This is a genomic window from Streptomyces sp. NPDC018019, assembly GCF_044327805.1.
Classification (GTDB): Bacteria; Actinomycetota; Actinomycetes; order Streptomycetales; family Streptomycetaceae; genus Streptomyces.
Genome location: NZ_JBIRGD010000025.1, coordinates 1 through 16,351, shown reverse-complemented (window position 1 = coordinate 16,351; position 16,351 = coordinate 1). Strand labels below are relative to the sequence as shown.

General features: G+C 72.3%; 15 protein-coding genes. 4 read left to right on the top strand and 11 right to left on the bottom strand.

Annotation, left to right across the window (positions count from 1 at the left end):
* Nucleotides 1-59: 59 nt before the first annotated feature.
* The 3 genes from ACH4FX_RS32365 to clpS form a co-directional block, all read right to left on the bottom strand.
* Nucleotides 60-1,535 carry an amino acid permease gene (locus tag ACH4FX_RS32365; RefSeq protein ID WP_398484994.1) on the bottom strand — a complete coding sequence of 492 codons (1,476 nt, stop codon included), beginning with the start codon at nt 1,533-1,535 and terminating at the stop codon, nt 60-62.
* Between the two features lie 510 nt (nt 1,536-2,045).
* Nucleotides 2,046-2,666 (bottom strand): DUF2017 domain-containing protein, encoded by a 621-nt coding sequence (locus ACH4FX_RS32360; protein ID WP_398484993.1) that lies wholly within the window; start codon nt 2,664-2,666, stop codon nt 2,046-2,048.
* On the bottom strand, nt 2,666-3,025 hold the full coding sequence (gene clpS, locus ACH4FX_RS32355) for an ATP-dependent Clp protease adapter ClpS (RefSeq protein WP_398484992.1): 360 nt from the start codon (nt 3,023-3,025) through the stop codon (nt 2,666-2,668). The genes ACH4FX_RS32360 and clpS overlap by 1 nt, the downstream gene beginning before the upstream one ends.
* Before the next feature lie 93 nt (nt 3,026-3,118).
* On the opposite strand from clpS, the gene ACH4FX_RS32350 reads away from it, so the two are divergent.
* Nucleotides 3,119-4,447 carry a nicotinate phosphoribosyltransferase gene (locus ACH4FX_RS32350; protein ID WP_398484991.1) on the top strand — a complete coding sequence of 443 codons (1,329 nt, stop codon included), beginning with the start codon at nt 3,119-3,121 and terminating at the stop codon, nt 4,445-4,447.
* A gap of 145 nt (nt 4,448-4,592) precedes the next feature.
* Complete coding sequence (locus ACH4FX_RS32345) at nt 4,593-5,189, top strand: isochorismatase family protein (RefSeq protein WP_398484990.1); 597 nt, start codon at nt 4,593-4,595, stop codon at nt 5,187-5,189.
* 79 nt (nt 5,190-5,268) lie between these two features.
* Here ACH4FX_RS32345 and ACH4FX_RS32340 read toward each other — a convergent pair whose 3' ends face one another.
* Both ACH4FX_RS32340 and ACH4FX_RS32335 read right to left on the bottom strand, forming a co-directional pair.
* Entirely contained in the window at nt 5,269-5,580 is a 312-nt protein-coding gene (locus ACH4FX_RS32340; RefSeq protein ID WP_398484989.1) for a hypothetical protein, read from the bottom strand.
* 115 nt (nt 5,581-5,695) lie between these two features.
* Complete coding sequence (locus ACH4FX_RS32335; protein ID WP_398484988.1) at nt 5,696-8,101, bottom strand: immune inhibitor A domain-containing protein; 2,406 nt, start codon at nt 8,099-8,101, stop codon at nt 5,696-5,698.
* A gap of 381 nt (nt 8,102-8,482) precedes the next feature.
* Here ACH4FX_RS32335 and ACH4FX_RS32330 point away from each other — a divergent pair, with 381 nt between their 5' ends.
* Nucleotides 8,483-8,797 (top strand): hypothetical protein, encoded by a 315-nt coding sequence (locus ACH4FX_RS32330; protein WP_398484987.1) that lies wholly within the window; start codon nt 8,483-8,485, stop codon nt 8,795-8,797.
* Between the two features lie 141 nt (nt 8,798-8,938).
* Here ACH4FX_RS32330 and ACH4FX_RS32325 read toward each other — a convergent pair whose 3' ends face one another.
* Together ACH4FX_RS32325 and ACH4FX_RS32320 are read right to left on the bottom strand one after the other, a co-directional pair.
* Nucleotides 8,939-9,715, bottom strand: coding sequence for an RDD family protein (locus ACH4FX_RS32325; RefSeq protein ID WP_398484986.1), 777 nt, complete (start codon nt 9,713-9,715; stop codon nt 8,939-8,941).
* A 139-nt stretch (nt 9,716-9,854) separates the two neighbouring features.
* Entirely contained in the window at nt 9,855-11,486 is a 1,632-nt protein-coding gene (locus ACH4FX_RS32320) for an RDD family protein (protein ID WP_398484985.1), read from the bottom strand.
* A 246-nt stretch (nt 11,487-11,732) separates the two neighbouring features.
* On the opposite strand from ACH4FX_RS32320, the gene ACH4FX_RS32315 reads away from it, so the two are divergent.
* Complete coding sequence (locus ACH4FX_RS32315; RefSeq protein WP_398484984.1) at nt 11,733-12,209, top strand: SsgA family sporulation/cell division regulator; 477 nt, start codon at nt 11,733-11,735, stop codon at nt 12,207-12,209.
* A 47-nt stretch (nt 12,210-12,256) separates the two neighbouring features.
* Here the strand turns inward: ACH4FX_RS32315 and ACH4FX_RS32310 are convergent, their stop codons facing one another.
* The 4 genes from ACH4FX_RS32310 to ACH4FX_RS32295 all read right to left on the bottom strand — a co-directional run bounded on the left by ACH4FX_RS32310 (nt 12,257) and on the right by ACH4FX_RS32295 (nt 16,120).
* Nucleotides 12,257-12,667 carry a VOC family protein gene (locus ACH4FX_RS32310; protein ID WP_398484983.1) on the bottom strand — a complete coding sequence of 137 codons (411 nt, stop codon included), beginning with the start codon at nt 12,665-12,667 and terminating at the stop codon, nt 12,257-12,259.
* Between the two features lie 171 nt (nt 12,668-12,838).
* Complete coding sequence (locus ACH4FX_RS32305; RefSeq protein WP_398484982.1) at nt 12,839-14,299, bottom strand: dihydrolipoyl dehydrogenase family protein; 1,461 nt, start codon at nt 14,297-14,299, stop codon at nt 12,839-12,841.
* A 104-nt stretch (nt 14,300-14,403) separates the two neighbouring features.
* A complete protein-coding gene (locus ACH4FX_RS32300; RefSeq protein ID WP_398484981.1) occupies nt 14,404-14,697 on the bottom strand; it encodes a ribosomal protein L7/L12 in 294 nt (97 codons plus the stop codon).
* A 58-nt stretch (nt 14,698-14,755) separates the two neighbouring features.
* The gene (locus tag ACH4FX_RS32295; protein ID WP_398484980.1) at nt 14,756-16,120 is read right to left on the bottom strand and encodes an FAD-binding oxidoreductase; all 1,365 of its coding nucleotides are present in this window, start codon (nt 16,118-16,120) and stop codon (nt 14,756-14,758) included.
* Nucleotides 16,121-16,351 lie beyond the last annotated feature (231 nt).

Genomic DNA, 16,351 nt, shown 5'->3' with positions numbered 1-16,351 from the left:
ACCGAAGGTTGGTACGAACCGGCCCGCATGCTGGACCGCCCGCCTGGCGCGGGCGGTTCTCAGCTCTTCCCGCCGCCCTTGCCGGCCGCATCCGCCCCCACGGCGGCAGCGGTCGACTTGCCGAACATGTCGGGGTTGCGGGCCTTGAGCACCAGGTAGCTGACGCCCAGGACCAGCGCCCAGAACGGTGCCGCGTACAGCGAGACCCGGGCGTCCGGGTCCACGCCCATCATCACGATCACCATGCCGATGAAGGCGAGCGCGAAGATCGAGGTGTACGGGGCGCCGGGCGCCTTGAACTCCGACTGCGGCAGCTCGCCGCGGTTGGCCTTGGCGCGGTAGCGCAGCTGGGACAGCAGGATCATGATCCAGGCCCACATGCCGGAGATCGTCGCGAAGGAGACCACCAGGTCGAACGCCTTGCCCGGCCACTGGTAGTTGATCCACACGCCGAACAGCATCATCGCGACGGAGACACCGGTGCCCCAGGTCGGCAGGCCGTTCTTGCTCAGGCGGGTGAACAGCTTCGGGCCCTGTCCGTTGAGCGCGAGGTCGCGCAGCATCCGGCCCGTGGAGTACATGCCGGAGTTGGCCGAGGACAGCGCCGCGGTCAGCACGACGAAGTTGACGATGGCCGCGCCGGCCGGCAGGCCGATCTGCTGGAAGGCCGCGACGAACGGGCTCACGCCCGGCTTGAAGACGGTCCAGCTGACGACGGACAGGATGATGATCAGCGCGCCGATGTAGAAGAGGCCGATCCGCCACGGCACGGTGTTGATCGCCTTGGGCAGGACCTTCTTCGGGTTGGTGGCCTCGCCCGCGGTGACACCGACGAGTTCGACCGCCAGGAAGGCGAACATCACGATCTGCAGGGTCATCAGCGTGCCGCCGATGCCCTTCGGGAAGAATCCGCCGTCCGACCACAGCAGGGTGAAGGAAGCGGTGTCACCGGCGTCGGAGAATCCGATGGTGATCACGCCGAGACCGATGAGGATCATGCCGATGATCGCGGTGACCTTGACCATCGAGAACCAGAACTCCAGCTCACCGAAGAGCTTCACGGAGATCAGGTTGATTCCGAACAGGGCGACCGTGAAGACCAGGGCGGACGCCCATTGGGGTATTCCCTTGTTCCAGTACTGCACATAGGTGGCGGCTGCAGTCACTTCCGTGATGCCGGTGACCACCCAGAACAGCCAGTACGTCCACCCCGTCACGAATCCCATGAACGGACCGAGGAATTCACGGGCGTACTCCGAGAAGGAGCCCGACACCGGGCGGTACATGAGCAGCTCGCCCAGGGCCCGCATGATGCAGAAAATGACCAGGCCCACGATGGCGTAGGCCAGAATGATGCTGGGTCCTGCCTTGGAGATCGCCTTGCCCGCTCCGAGGAACAGGCCGGTTCCGATGGCGCCGCCAATGGCGATCATCTGGATCTGCCGGTTTCCCAGCCCCCGCTGGTACCCCTCTTCGGAGGCAGATCCCGCGGCGTCGCTGCCGCTTGCTTTCTTTTCGACCTGCACAGAGGTCATGGATGGTGCGCCCTTCTCCATTCCGACCCGGTCTGTCCGGATCGGGTTCCGATCCCCCCGGATGGAGTTCCTGCACGCCGACGGTCGGCCGGCCAAGCGCTCCCGGAGCAACAGGGGTGGCGTCACTCACGGCAGGTCGTGAACATCTATCACGGCCCCGCGCACAGCTACCAGTGATGTCGTGGAGCCGAGCACAAGAAAAGTAGGATAAATGCTGTAATGGGCTGCTGGGTAGTCAGGGCCGGTGACGCGATCGTTATCCGGATTTGAGCGTCCGCTGAGCGGGCCCCGCCGAACCGGACATCCGGGACGGGGCATCCGCGGGGCGCGCGGCGCCCCGGAAGCCGGGCGCGGGACGGGCCGCGGGCCCCCGGGCGGGGGCCGGAGCGGGCCGCCCGGAGGCGCCGGACCGCCGGGGTGGACGACTCCGGACGCCGCACCGGGAGCGACGAATATCACCGGCCGGGAGGCCGGCACGGGCCGTCTCCGCCACCCCGTACGCCCGCAGACTCAGGCCGTCAACGTCTCGATGAGGCTCTCCTGGAGGCCGCCCAGCCACAGGTACGCCATCACCATCGGCTTGCGCGGGTCGCTGTCCGGCAGCCGCAGCAGCTCGCCGCCCTCGTCCTCGTCGGTGACCTCCAGGCGGGTGCCGATGGCCAGCCGCAGGTCGTTCAGGGCCCCCAGCCACTGCCGCGACTCGTCCGGCTTCAGACGCAGCACCGCGCCGTCCACGGCGCCCTCCGCGTCCGTACCGCCCGCCCCGCCGACCGGGCCGAGCGCGTCCAGGGCCCGTACGACGGCGAGCGCGTCCTCGCGCTTGCGGGCACGCAGGTCGTTCTCCGTGTAGCGGCGGAACTCGGCGGCGGCGGCCTGCGTGGCGTCGTCCGGCACCTCGTCCGGGCCGCCGTAGGCGTTCGGGAAGAGCCGGGCCAGCGCCGGGTCGGAGGGCGGCTCGCTGGGCCCTTCCGTGAACAGCGCGGCGAGCGGGTCCTCGCCCTCGGCCGCCTCCTCGCCCGGTCCGATCAGCTCCATGAGCTGGACGGCGAGGCTGCGCAGGATGGAGATCTCGACCTCGTCGAGGGGGGCGGCCGCGCCGCCGCCGGGCAGGGGCTCGAAGTGGCCGGCCATCAGCGGTCCTGTGTGAGGGTCGCCCACAGGCCGTAGCCGTGCATCGCTTGCACGTCACGCTCCATTTCCTCGCGGCTGCCGCTGGAGACGACCGCCCGCCCCTTGTGGTGAACGTCGAGCATGAGCTGCCGGGCCTTGCTCTTCGAGTAGCCGAAGTACGTCTCGAAGACGTACGCCACGTAGCTCATGAGATTGACGGGGTCGTTGTGCACCAACGTGACCCAGGGCACGTCCGGGTCGGGCACCTCGGAGGGTGCCTCGCTGGACTCGGGTCGTTCGATCTCCACGGGGGCGCTGAGCGCGCAGCGCGTCGATCGAAGGGCGATGGTGGCAGACGGGTCGGCGCTCACGGTGTCCATGCTGCCACCCGTGGTGGGGCATCGCACAAACGGCCCGGGGAAAGGCCCGGGGAAATCGTCAGAGTGACGAGTACGGGAGGTAGCATCCTCACCATGAACACAGCAGACCTGGGGCTGCCGGTGGCCGTGCCGTCGACTGCGCTCTTCACCGACCAGTACGAACTCACCATGCTGCAGGCCGCGCTGCGGTCCGGGACCGCGGACCGCCGCTCGGTCTTCGAGGTCTTCACCCGGCGGCTGCCCGAAGGGCGCCGCTACGGGGTCGTCGCCGGGACCGGCCGGGTGCTGGACGCGGTGGAGAACTTCCGCTTCGACGAAACGATTCTCGGCTTCCTGCGCGAGCGCGGCATCCTGGACGCGCGCACGCTGGACTGGCTGGCCGACTACCGCTTCCGCGGCGACATCTGGGGCTACCCGGAGGGCGAGGTCTACTTCCCCGGCTCGCCGATCATGCGGGTGGAGGGCACCTTCGCCGAAGCGGTCCTCCTGGAGACGGTGATCCTCTCCATCCTCAACCACGACTCCGCGGTGGCCGCCGCCGCGTCCCGCATGGCGGTCGCGGCCGGTGACCGGCCGCTGATCGAGATGGGCGCCCGCCGCACCCACGAGCTGGCGGCGGTGGCCGCCGCCCGTTCGGCGTACGTCGGCGGCTTCCACTCCACGTCCGACCTGGCGGCCGGTTTCCGCTACAACATCCCGACGGTCGGCACCAGCGCCCACTCCTTCACCCTGCTGCACGACAGCGAGCGGGACGCGTTCCGGGCCCAGGTCGACTCGCTGGGCAGCGGTACGACGCTGCTGGTGGACACCTTCGACGTCGCCGAGGCGGTCCGTACGGCCGTGGAGACCGCCGGCCCGGGCCTCGGCGCGGTCCGCATCGACTCCGGCGACCTGCTGCTGCTCGCCCACCGGGTGCGCCAGCAGCTGGACGAGCTGGGCGCGCACCACACGAAGATCGTCGTGACCAGCGACCTGGACGAGTACGCCATCGCCTCGCTCGCGGCGGCGCCGGTGGACGCGTACGGCGTGGGCACACAGCTGGTCACCGGCAGCGGCCACCCGACCTGCTCGATGGTCTACAAGCTGGTCGCCCGCGCGGACAGCGACGCGCCGGACGCGCCGCTGCGGCCGGTGGCGAAGAAGTCCATGGGCGGCAAGGCGTCGCTCGGCGGCCGCAAGTGGGCGGCGCGCCGGCTGGACGAGCACGGCGTCGCCGAGGCGGAGGTCGTCGGGACCGGCCCGGTACCGCCGGAGCTGGCCGACCGGCAGCTGGCCGTGCCGCTGGTGCGCGGCGGCGAGGTGGTCGCCCGCGAGCCCCTGGACGCGCCCCGGGAGCGGCACATCGCGGCGCGGGGCGGGCTGCCGATGTCCGCGATGCAGCTGTCGCGGGGGGAGGCCGTGCTGCCCACGGAGCAGGTGTGAGGGGGCCCGGGGGCAGCCGCGGGCCGCGGCGCCGGCCCGTCCGCGCTCCCGGTGCCCACTCCCCCTCGGCGCGGGCAGTGGCTACCCTCGGTCACATCGCTCCGCGCCCACTCCCCCACCGCTCCCCAGCCGGAAGGCTCGCACCATGCACCGGGCATTGATCGTCGTAGACGTGCAGAACGACTTCTGCGAGGGCGGCAGCCTCGCCGTGGCAGGAGGTGCGGACGTGGCCGCCGCCATCACCGATCTGGTGGGGCAGGCGGCGGGCAGCGGCTACCGGCACGTCGTGGCGACCCGCGACCACCACATCGACCCCGGCGGCCACTTCTCGGCGCGCCCGGACTACGCGACGTCCTGGCCCCCGCACTGCGTGGCCGGTACGGAGGGCAGCGGCTTCCACCCGAACTTCGCGCCGGCGCTCACGTCAGGGGCGGTGGACGCGGTCTTCTCCAAGGGCGCGCACACCGCCGCGTACAGCGGCTTCGAGGGCGTGGACGAGAACGGGCGCCCGCTGGCGGACTGGCTGCGCGCGCACGGGGTCACGGAGGTGGACGTGGTCGGGCTGGCCACGGACCACTGTGTGCGGGCCACGGCCCTGGATGCGGTGCGGGAGGGGCTGCGTACGCGGGTGCTGCTGGACCTGACGGCCGGAGTGGCGCCGGGGACGACGGAGCGGGCCGTGGCGGAGATGCGGGGCGCCGGGGTCGAGCTCACGGGCAAGCCGGTGATCATCGCCGCTTGAGGGGCCGGGCTCACTCGGTGGCTGCGCGCCCTGCGCCGCCGGTCCGCCGGGGGCGGGCCCGGGCGCCCTTCCGAGGGCCTCAGGCGGGCCGCAGCAGCGCCCGTATCGGGTGCCACGACTCCGTGTCGTCCTCGGGGGACTCCCGCCAGACCAGGCCGTCGGGGTGGTGCAGGACGGCGGTGATCTCGTCCGGGGTGGGCGGTTCCGTGTTGCCGCGCAGGTAGACCGCGCGCAGGCCCAGGTTGCGCAGCCTGGTCAGGGCGCGCTGGCGGTTGACGGCGTGGACCAGGACGCGGACGCGGTGGCCGTGGTCGCCCGGTCTGGGCAGTGCGAGGGCGACCACCACGCTTCCGCCCGGAAGCCTGGTGAACCCTCCTCCGGTGGTCGGCATGGTTACCCCGTAAGACTCGGTGTCAACAAGAACTCGCAGGATGCATCTAAACGCGATCGGCCGCCGCCCGCTAGGGGGCGACGGCCGATTAGCTTCTGACCTGCGGTTTTGCTGATTACCTGGTGGAGGGACCCACCTGGAGGGTCACCGTGGAGCCGTTCCCGGCCTCCTTGAGGATCGTGATCCGGGTGTTGGTGTCAGCAACGATCACGCCACCGGTCGGGTTGGTCTCGTCGTAGTAGTCACCCTTGCGGTCGTCGAAGACGGTCACCCCGGGCTTCGACTTGATCTTGGTGACCTTGCCGTCCTTGTGGAGGGTGAGCGCGTCCGTGCGGTGCCGGGTGAAGGTCGAGTCGTAGGTCTGGAAGCGGTTGCGCATCAGCTTGCCGTCCGACCACTTCTCGGCCTTCGGGTGGGCGTCGACCGGCAGGATCTGCCCGTACCCCGGGTGCCGGCCCACGTTGTTGTCCGGCTGCGAGGTGTCCCACACCCAGATCAGCACGCCGTTCTGGTAGGGGAAGTGCTCGACCCACTGCGGACGGGTGGACGCCCAGCCGAAGTTGTACGGACCGGTCTTCAGGGTCTTGTCGTACGAGACGTACTGCCGGTTCTCGGCGATGTAGTAGCGCGGGTAGTCCTTGGTGAAGGACGCGCCGATGCGCGAGAAGCCCTTGGCCGTCCAGCCGTTGTCGCCGGCCTCGGCGTTGTCGGTGAACAGCGGCTTGCCGTCGGCGGTGACGGTGACCGTGTCCGCGGTGAAGCCCTTCTGGGCGGCGCCGCCGTCGGTCTGGTAGCGGAAGCGCAGCTCGATCTTCTTGCCGGCGTAGGCGTCGAGCGGGAAGACCAGGTCCTGGTAGGCGCCCGAGGTGCCGGTCAGCGCGGGCCGGTCGCTGCCGTCGCGGGAGATCGGCTTGCCGTCGGCGGTGCCGTCCAGCGGCGTGTAGTTGGCGCCGCCGTCCGTGGAGACCTCGGCGTAGGCGTAGTCGTAGTTCTGCTCGATGTCCCACCAGCCCTTGAGGGTCAGCGCGGCCTTCTTCGTGCCGGTGAGGTCCACGGTGCGGGTGAGGGTGTTCTTCAGGTCGTTGCCCATGCCGCTCCACCACTGGTGGGAGCCTTCGGCGGGCTTGACGATGTCGGTGCGGACCGACTTGGCGGGCAGTTCGACGACCAGGGCCTGCTTGTCCTTGGTGTTGTACTCGGCCACGCCCAGCTTGTGGGTGGACCGGGTGGCCGCCTTCGCCTTGGCGTAGTTCAGCCAGCCGAGCTGGAGCTTGTCCCAGGCGCTCATGTCGCCGGGGAGGTCGCCTATGGAGTCCTTGCCGCGGCCGAGCCAGGAGCCGCCGGACATCAACGACCAGGAGTCGACGGAGGATTCACCGGTTCCGGTGGTGTCGTACTCGTCGGGCAGACCGAGGTCGTGGGCGTACTCGTGGGCGAAGACGCCCAGGCCGCCGTTCTCGGGCTGCATCGTGTAGTCACCGACCCAGAGGCCGGTGCCGCCTATCTGGGTGCCGCCGGCCTTGTTGCCGGCCGGGCCGGTGCGGCCGGAGTCGCTGCCGTACGCGTACCAGCGGTGCGCCCAGATGGCGTCGGTGCCCTGCGCGCCGCCGCCCGCGGACTCGTCCTCGCCGGCGTGCACGATCTGGAAGTGGTCGATGTAGCCGTCGGGCTCGTTGAAGTTGCCGTCGCCGTCGTGGTCGTAGCGGTCCCACTGGTCGTACTTGGCGAGGTCGGCCTTGATCTGGGCGTCGGTGCGGCCCTTGGCCTTCTGGTCCTCGGCCCAGCGGTTGACGCCGTCGCGGATCAGGTCCCAGGCGCTGGGGCAGTTGGTGGAGCCGCAGTAGTTGGACCCGTAACGGGCCTCGTTCCAGTCGACCTTGACCCAGTCGGAGACCTCGCCGTCGACCGAGTAGCGGCCCGAGGACTGCTTCTCGTAGTACTTGGCCAGGGACTCCTTGTTCTTGTCGTGCGAGAAGTACAGGTCCTGGAAGTGCCGGCGGTCGTAGTCCTTCTGCCAGGCGGTGGAGTTGTCGTTGCGGCGGTCGGGCTGCGCGATGGTGTTGTGCGCGGGGCCCGGCTTGCCGCCGTACTTCTTCACCGGGGGCTTGGGGCCGTCGCCGTCCGGGTCGTACATCGTGGTGTCGTCGACCTTGCCGCCGAACTCGACCAGGATGGTGAAGATCTTGTCGGTCTTCTCGCGGGCGAGTTCGACGTACTTGCCCCCCACCTTCACGACCTGGGAGGCGCCGCGCCGGGTCGGCGTGGCGTCGCCGGAGATGACCTGCTGGAGCGCTTCCTTGCGCTGCGCCGCCTGCTGGTCGCTGAACGGGCCCTTCAGGTCGTGGTCGACGGCCTGCCTGGCGGGGGTTCCCGGGTCCTGCCGCTGGACGGCGAGCGGCCGGTGGCCGTCGTCGGCCTGCGCCGGCGCGCCGGAAGACAGGGCGGCCGCCCCGATCGCGGCGGCGGCGGTGGCCAGGGCGGCCGGTCTGAACGCCCGTCTCTTGGCTCTCACTTGGCGCATTCCTCCCCTAAGGAAACGGTCACTGGATGCCAGCATTTGACCGGAAGGGGAGGGGAAAAGACAGACCTTGACTTGGTCACGACAGAGAAGTACGGTTTTCGACCCCTGGGTTGCGTCTATCGGACACTTCCGTGCACGTTTCCGTACGTACCCGCACTCCCCCCGGCGCCTCCCCCACGGCGTGCTCCGCACACGCCGATCGATGCACCGGTCAGGGACGTTCAAACCAGGGATGAATCCGTGCGCCCCCTATGCTCCGGAACCGTGGGTTAGGTCACGCTTACCGCCAGTTCCGCTCGGGCAGTAAGGACCGTAGAGTCGTTTGACGGCGCGCGCCCCTGTCGACCACACCCCTGCCGACCTCTTGAGGACGGATCCGCCATGCCTCGTCCGACTGCCGCACAGCTCGCCTACGGTTCGGCCACCGTCGTCTTCTCGGCCCTCGCCATGCTGCTGCTCTCCCAGACGAGCAACGGCGCAGGCATCGCGGTCATCGCCGTCGCCGCTCTCGCCCTCGGCCTGCTGGTCGCCATCACGGCGCCGCTGCCGGGGGCTTCTCATGTGGCGCGCCGTGCGGCGCGGCGCGCGGGCGCACACCTGCCGGCCGCCACCGGTACGCCGGCCGCGCGCCTGCCGCGCCAGCGCCCCCACGCGGGCGTCTCCTCCCGGACCCGCGTCAGCGAGCACTCCCGTTAGTCATCCGTCCGTGGCTGGTGGACGCGCGTAGGCGGCCGGGCACCGCTCGCAGGAGGGGTGCGCCGACCGCCGGTTGACGCGCCGGAGCCGCGCCGTAAGGGGCTCGGGGCGCCGGACGCGCCGGGCCCGGACCGCCGCCCGTCAGGCCGCGGAGACCACCACGGTCTTCGCGGCCTTGTCGTGCAGGCACTGCTGGTAGGGCTTGTCCCAAGTGCACCACAGGACGTTGACGAGCCAGAAGATGAAGCCGCAGCACGGCACGATCTCCGGCAGCGTGTAGACCGCCGCCCGCACCCACCCCGCCTGTCCGGCCGGCACCGCGCCGTTCTCCAGCATCCCCACCCGGATCTTCATCACCATCTTGCCGACGGTCTGGCCGCGGCTGGTGAGCATCAGCCCCTCGTAGACGAGATAGACGAGCATCGTCACGAAGGAGACGGACGCCTGGCGTCCGGTGTCCGTGCCGTCGGTCGTCCAGTAGTCGAAGCCGCCGACGACCGCGCTCATGATCAGGCCGACCGGTACACAGACGATGATCCAGTCGATGATGCGCGCCACCAGCCGGCGGCCCCGGCCCGCCAGCGGCGGCATCCCGGCGAGCGGGTCGGCGGCGCCGTACTGGCCGCCGTAGGGGTTGCCGCCGTACGGATCACCGCCGTACGGGGGCGGGGGCGGCCCGCCGGGCGGCGGAGCGCCGCCGTACGGGTCCCCGCCGGCAGGCGGCTCGCCGTACGGGGTGGCGTTGGCGGGCCGGTCGTACGGGGAGCCGTCCGCCGGCCGGCCGCCGTACGGAGGGCCACCGGCCGGCTCGTCCCGGTACGGAGCGCCGCCCGACGGCGGTTCCTGCGGCTTCTTCAGGAACGGGTCGTCCTCCGGCGGTTCGCCGCCGGAGCCGGGCCTGGGCTGGTCGGTGCTCATGGCCCGAGTCGAACCCGGTCCGCCGGTCCCCGCATCCGAGGAGGGCCGTCCGGGTGAGCGGCCGGGCCGGGCGCGGCGGAGGGCGCTTTCCGAGGTGCTCCCGGGGACTTCCCGGGGCTTCTCGGGCTGCTTCCCGGCGTTACTTCTCCGCGACGAACGTACGCGCGAACTTGTCGTGCCAGCACTGCCGCCACGGGCGGTCGAACAGGCACCACACCGCGTTGACGACGCCGACCGCCAGGACGCCGAGCACCCCGTACACCAGCCAGCGCTTGATCACCGCGGACAGCGGCGGGGTGTCGTGGCTCTCGATGTCCAGCACCTTGACGCCGCACAGCTTCTTGCCGAGCGTGTGGCCCCACTTGGCGGTGGGCAGCACCTCGTACAGGCCACCGCCGATCAGCAGCACGGCGAGCACGATGGCCAGGTAGGGGCCGGTCGTGCCGTCCAGCAGGTAGACCGTGACCTCGCGCCCGGACTGCTTGGCGGCCTCCACCTTGGCGTCGATGTGGTCGACGGCCGGGCCCCACAGTGGTACGGCGGCGGCGCCGGTGATGGCGGCCAGGACCAGCGTGTCGATCAGGCGCGCGGCGAACCGGCGGCCCAGGGAGGCCGGGCGGCCCTGCGCCTGCGCCGCCGCGAGGAACGGGTCGGAGGCCGGCGGCTTCCAGGGTACGACGCCCTCCGCCGCCCCGCCGTCCTGTTGCGGCGCGAAGCCGGAGAACGGGGTGGGGCCGCCGGGCTGGGCCTGCGGAGTGGGGGCGGGGGCCGGGGCCGGGGCCGGGGCGGCAGCCTGCGGAGCGGGGCCCGGGGCGGGCTGCGGCGGCGCCTGGTGCACCGGCACATGCGGAGCCGGTGCCTGCTGAGCCTGCTGAGCCTGCTGAGCCTGCTGAGCCTGCTGAGCCTGCTGAGCCTGCTGAGCCGGGAACGGCTGGTGCTGGACCGGCGGTGCGGCGGGCGCGGGGCCGGACTGCGGCTGTACGGGGCCCTGCGGCGCCTGCTGGGCCGGGCCCTGGGCGGCGGGGACCGGACCGCCGGGGCCCGGCTGCGCGACCCCCTGCCGCGGCCCGGGAGCGGCCGGCTGCTGCGCTCCGGTGGACGGCAGCGGCTGCGGTGCCGTGGTGCCGGGCACGGGCGACGACGGCGCGGGGCCGGACTGCGGCGCGGACTGCGGCGCCACCCGGATCGCCATCGTGTCGCTCTTGCCGCCCGTGTTCCCGCCGGGGCGTACGGCGCGGATCGTGGTCGTCCCGTGGTCGCCGCGCGGGCCCTCGTCGTCCCGTACGGCGCGGATGGTGACCGTGCCCTCGGAGCGCGGGGCCGTCTCGCCCTCCGCCGGGGCCCCGGCGGGAGCGGCGGCCTCGTCCCGCTGCTGCGGCAGCCCGGCCTGCCGCTGTTCCTCGGGCGAACCCCAGGAGATACGGCGGTCCGGCTCGCCCCCGAAGCCGTTCTGCCGGGCGGTGTCGGCCTGCCAGGCGGAGGCCGGCGCGCCCGCGCCGGGAGCACCGCCCGCCTCGGCCGGCCCGTCGGGCTCCTCCTCGTCGAGGAAGACCGGCCCGGTCTCCTCCACGGCGGGGGTGGGCGCGGGGGCCGGTGCGGCGGCGGCGGGCGGCGGTGCGGGCAGCGCCTCGCCTTCGGCGGGCGCCGGACGGCTGGTGCCCGGCACCCATGCGGCACCGTTCCAGTACCGGATGTAGCCGGGGATGGACGGGTCCGGGTAGAAGCCTGGCGTGGGGCTGCCGCCGGCGGATCCTGAGGAAGGGGCGCTCATGTCCGAAGTCCCGTATCTGTTCTCGGCCTGGTGTGGTGGGTGGGGCATGTGCAGTCTGCCGCAACGCAGCGTCCACATCTATCAGACGGAGGGTCGGGCCGGGCGCCCCGGCCGGGCCGGACCACCTGGAAGAGGCCCGCGAAAAAAGTTGTGCGAAGTCGCGTAATGGTCTGCGCGCCACGGCCTCTATCCAGGTGCGGGCCCCGTCCCATGGGCCCGCAGCAGGTAGAGAGAGAGGCGGACCGCATGCACACCGTGGTGGAACGAGAGCTGGAGCTGGGTCTGGTCCTGTCGCCGGAGCGCAGCATTCCCGTACCGGCCCGGCTGACCTACCGTACGGACGACCCCTACGCCATCCACGTGACCTTCCACATCGGCTCGGACACCCCCGTCCACTGGACGTTCGCCCGCGAACTGCTCGTCGAGGGGGTGTTCCGGCCGTGCGGTCACGGTGACGTGCGGGTGTGGCCCGCGAAGGTGGACGGGCGCAACCTGATCTGCATGGCGCTCAGCTCCCCGGACGGCGACGCGCTGCTGGAGGCGCCGGCCGCGGCGGTCTCGGCGTGGCTGGAGCGCACGCTGCGGGTGGTGCCGCCGGGCACCGAGCACGAGCACCTGGGGCTGGACAAAGGGCTGAGCGAACTGTTCGCCATGGCGCCGCGGGACGACCTGTGGCTGTCCGACCCGTGGCCGTCCGACGAGTCGCCGGAGGCCGGGGCCTGAGGGCGTGCCGTACGGTCCGGGCCGGACGTATCAGGGGCGGAGCAGGGTCAGGAAGTCCCGGTACCGAGGTCCGCCAGGCTGTGCTTGCGGGTGAGGAACTCGATGGCGTGGCCGTCCGGGTCGCTGACGTAGACCCCGCGGCCACCCGCGAGATGGTTGATCTCCTGCGGCTTGCGGCGGTACGGGTCCGCCCAGTACGGCAGTTCGCGCTCCTGGATCCGGGCGAAGATCGCGTCGAAGTCCTCCTCGGAGACCCGGAAGGCGAGGTGCTGGGGCACGATCGCGTCCCGCTCGACCACGTGTTCGGCGTAGTCGATGGTCAGGCCGTCCGCGACCTGCACGGCGGCGAACGGGCCGAACGCCGTCGGCTCGTCCAGCCCGGCCAGGCCCGCGAGGAAGCGGGCGGACGCGAATTTGTCGGTGGCGTGGATGATGGTGTGGTCAAGGTGTACGGACACGGTGAGCCTCCTGCGAAGTCCGGTGCTTTTCAGGCCCGTTGAGCCCTGCACTCCTGACCGTACGGCGGCGTCCCGCGCGCGGCCATCGGGAATCCGACCTACGTCGGCGGACCGGCCGCGCCCGGACCTGCGCCCTGCGCCGCGGGTCCGGGCGCGGCCGGTCCGGTGTCCTCAGCCCCGGTACGTCTCCAGCAGCCGCAGCCACACCTCGCTGATCGTCGGGTAGGCGGGCACCGCGTGCCAGAGGCGGTCGAGGGGGACTTCGCCGGCCACCGCGACGGTCGCCGAGTGGAGCAGTTCGCCGACCGCGGGACCGACGAAGGTGACGCCGAGGAGCACCTCGCGGTCCAGGTCGACGATCATGCGGGCGCGGCCGCGGTAGCCGTCGGCGTAGAGGCCGGCGCCCGCGACCGAACCGAGGTCGTGGTCGACGACGCGGGTGCGGTGGCCGGCGCGTTCGGCCTCGGCGGCGGTCAGGCCCACAGAGGCGGCCTCGGGGTCGGTGAAGACGACCTGGGGTACGGCGGCGGTGTCGGCGGTCGCGGCGTGCGCGCCCCAGCGGCCGGTGTCCAGGCCGGTGCCGCCCCGGGCACGGGCCGCGATGGCGGCGCCGGCGATCCGGGCCTGGTACTTGCCCTGGTGGGTCAGCAGCGCGCGGTGGTTGACGTCGCCGACGGCGTACAGCCAGCCGTCCGCCACGCCGCGTACCCGGCAGGTGTCGTCCACCTCCAGCCAGGAGCCGGGCTCCAGGCCCACCGTCTCCAGGCCGAGGTCGTCGGTGCGCGGCGCGCGGCCGGTGGCGAACAGCACCTCGTCGGCGACGATCTCCTCGCCGTTGTCGAGCACGACGGTGGCGGGTCCGTTGGGCATCTCGCGGCGCATCGCGGTCACCGAGACGCCGGTGCGTACGGTGGTGCCGGCCTCGGCCAGCGCTTCGGCGACCAGTTCGCCCGCGAACGGTTCCATCTTGGGAAGCAGCCCGCCGCCGCGCACCAGGAGGGTCACCGCGGAGCCCAGGGCCCGCCAGGCGGTGGCCATTTCGACGCCGACGACCCCGCCGCCCACCACCACCAGGCGCGGCGGCACGGACTGGGCGCTGGTCGCCTCGCGGCTGGTCCACGGGCGGGCGGCAGCCAGCCCGGGGAGGTCCGGCAGTACGGCGCGGCTGCCGGTGCACACGGCGACGGCGTGCCGGGCGGTCAGGGCGCGTTCGCCGGTGCCGGTGGCGACGACGACGCGCCGGGGGCCGTCGAGACGGGCCCGGCCGCGGACGAAGTCGATGCCGGCCGACTCCAGCCATCGGACCTGGCCGTCGTCCTGCCAGTGGGAGGCGTAGGCGTCGCGGTGCGCGAGCACCGCCTTGGTGTCGAGCGGCGCCGACGCGGCGTGGTGCAGGCCGGGCACCCGGCGCGCGTCGGCGCGGGCGGTGACCGGACGCAGCAGCGCCTTGCTGGGCATGCAGGCCCAGTACGAGCACTCGCCGCCGACCAGTTCGCTCTCCACGATCACCGTACTCAGGCCGAGGGCGTGCGCCCGGTCGGCCACGTTCTCACCGGTGGGCCCGGCGCCCAGTACGACGACGTCGTACGTGTCCTGTCCGGCGGCCCCGTCGGCCTCTGTGGTGGCTGGCATCGCTCATCGCTCCCTGGGATCGGCGTCGCGGCCATCGGCTCCATCCTCGTCCCGGGTGCCCGGCCCGGCCACATGTGGCGGGGTGTCCGCCGGACGGCCGGTGATCAGCGCTCCCGCCGGTCCACCGCCTCCTTGGCCTCCGCGAGACCCGCGCCGGTCAGCTCCCGGTAGCGCTTGATGGCCTCGATCTTCCTGCCCTTGAGCAGCAGCGCGTCGATCTCGGCCATGCCCTCGGGGCCGGTCTCCTCGATGCCCAGGTGCTCCATGATCAGGTCGAGTTTGCGGTCCATGTACCGGAGCCGGCGGTCGAGGGTCTTGTGGCGCGCGTCCCCGGCGGAGGCGAGGACGACGATGATGACGGCCGCGATGGCGATGGCGGTCCAGAGGTCGGAGTTCATGGCCCTGACCCTAGAAGGTGCCGGTCGGGCCCGGTGTCCGTACCCCCGTACGGCCCGCTCAGAACAGCTTCCCGGGGTTGAGCAGGCCCAGCGGGTCGAAGACCGCCTTGATGCCGCGGTGCATCTCCAGGCCCACCGGGCCCAGCTCGCGGGCCAGCCACTCCTTCTTCAGGACGCCGACGCCGTGCTCGCCGGTGATCGTGCCGCCCAGTTCCAGGCCGAGCGCCATGATCTCGTCGAACGACTCGCGGGCGCGCCGGGACTCGTCGGCGTCGCCGGGGTCGAAGCAGACGGTGGGGTGGGTGTTGCCGTCGCCCGCGTGCGCGCAGACGCCGATGGTCAGGCCGTACTTCTCGGCGATGGCGGCGGTGCCGTCGAGCATCGCGGCGAGCTGCGAGCGCGGTACGCACACGTCGTCGATCATCGTGGCGGACCGGACGCGCTCCAGGGCGGTGAGCGTCAGCCGCCGCGCCTGGAGGAGGAGGTCGGACTCGGCCGCGGTCCCGGCCGGTACGACCTCGGTGGCGCCGGCGGCCTCGCACAGCGCGCCGACGGCGGCCAGGTCGGCGGCCGGTTCGGGGGTGTCGAAGGCCGCCAGCAGCAGGGCTTCGGTGCTGTCCGGCAGACCCATGTTGGCCATCGCGTTGACGGCGCGGATGCTCGTACGGTCCATGAGTTCGAGCAGCGAGGGGGCGTGGCCGCGCGCCATGATCTGGCAGACGGCCTCGCACGCCGCGGCGGTGGAGGGGAACTCGGCGGCCAGCGCGAGCTGCTGGGGCGGCTCGGGCCGGAGGGCGAGCACGGCGCGCACGACGATGCCGAGGCTGCCCTCGGAGCCGACGAAGAGGCGGGTGAGGTCGTAGCCGGCGACGCCCTTGGCGGTGCGCCGGCCGGTCTTCAGCAGCCGCCCGTCGGCGAGGACGACGTCCAGGCCGAGGACGTACTCGGCGGTGACGCCGTATTTGACGCAGCACAGGCCGCCGGAGGCGGTGCCGATGTTGCCGCCGATCGAGCACTCCTCCCAGCTGGAGGGGTCCGGCGGGTAGTACAGGCCGTGCTCGCTCACGGCGCGGGAGAGCACCGCGTTGACCACGCCGGGCTCGACGACGGCGATCCGGTCGACGGGGTTGATCTCGATGATCCGGTCCATCTTGACCAGGGAGAGCACGATGCAGCCGTCGCTGGCGTTGGCGGCGCCCGACAGGCCGGTGCGGGCGCCCTGGGGGACGACCGGGACGCGCAGTGCGGTGGCGGTGCGCAGCACGTGCTGGACCTGCTCGACGGTGCGCGGCAGGACGACCACGGCGGGGGTGCCGGCCGCGCAGAAGCTCGCCATGTCGTGGGCGTAGGCGCCGGTGACGTCCGGGTCGGTGAGGATCGCTTCCGCGGGGAGGCCGTCGCGCAGACGTGCGATGAGGTCCATACCGCCAGCCTCCCATCCGTGGGCCGTACACGGAAGATCCTCTCCCGCACCCGGGTGGTGGTCCCCGGGTGCGGGAGCGCCGCTCCCCGCGGGAAGGGCCGCGGGCCCCCCCGGGGCGGGCCGGGGGGGGCGCGGGGGGGGGGGGGGGGGGGGGGGGGGCCGGGGGGGGCCCGCGGGCACAGGTTTGCGCCCCCGGCCTGCACCCCCCCGAACGCCACCCAAAGGGGCGTG

Excerpts from the sequence above, each read along its gene's own strand:
- ACH4FX_RS32365 (WP_398484994.1), bottom strand. The coding sequence starts at position 1,535 with ATGACCTCTGTGCAGGTCGAAAAGAAAGCAAGCGGCAGCGACGCCGCG.
- ACH4FX_RS32360 (WP_398484993.1), bottom strand. The coding sequence starts at position 2,666 with ATGGCCGGCCACTTCGAGCCCCTGCCCGGCGGCGGCGCGGCCGCCCCC.
- clpS (WP_398484992.1), bottom strand. The coding sequence starts at position 3,025 with ATGGACACCGTGAGCGCCGACCCGTCTGCCACCATCGCCCTTCGATCG.
- ACH4FX_RS32350 (WP_398484991.1), top strand. The coding sequence starts at position 3,119 with ATGAACACAGCAGACCTGGGGCTGCCGGTGGCCGTGCCGTCGACTGCG.
- ACH4FX_RS32345 (WP_398484990.1), top strand. The coding sequence starts at position 4,593 with ATGCACCGGGCATTGATCGTCGTAGACGTGCAGAACGACTTCTGCGAG.
- ACH4FX_RS32340 (WP_398484989.1), bottom strand. The coding sequence starts at position 5,580 with ATGCCGACCACCGGAGGAGGGTTCACCAGGCTTCCGGGCGGAAGCGTG.
- ACH4FX_RS32335 (WP_398484988.1), bottom strand. The coding sequence starts at position 8,101 with ATGCGCCAAGTGAGAGCCAAGAGACGGGCGTTCAGACCGGCCGCCCTG.
- ACH4FX_RS32330 (WP_398484987.1), top strand. The coding sequence starts at position 8,483 with ATGCCTCGTCCGACTGCCGCACAGCTCGCCTACGGTTCGGCCACCGTC.
- ACH4FX_RS32325 (WP_398484986.1), bottom strand. The coding sequence starts at position 9,715 with ATGAGCACCGACCAGCCCAGGCCCGGCTCCGGCGGCGAACCGCCGGAG.
- ACH4FX_RS32320 (WP_398484985.1), bottom strand. The coding sequence starts at position 11,486 with ATGAGCGCCCCTTCCTCAGGATCCGCCGGCGGCAGCCCCACGCCAGGC.
- ACH4FX_RS32315 (WP_398484984.1), top strand. The coding sequence starts at position 11,733 with ATGCACACCGTGGTGGAACGAGAGCTGGAGCTGGGTCTGGTCCTGTCG.
- ACH4FX_RS32305 (WP_398484982.1), bottom strand. The coding sequence starts at position 14,299 with ATGCCAGCCACCACAGAGGCCGACGGGGCCGCCGGACAGGACACGTAC.
- ACH4FX_RS32300 (WP_398484981.1), bottom strand. The coding sequence starts at position 14,697 with ATGAACTCCGACCTCTGGACCGCCATCGCCATCGCGGCCGTCATCATC.
- ACH4FX_RS32295 (WP_398484980.1), bottom strand. The coding sequence starts at position 16,120 with ATGGACCTCATCGCACGTCTGCGCGACGGCCTCCCCGCGGAAGCGATC.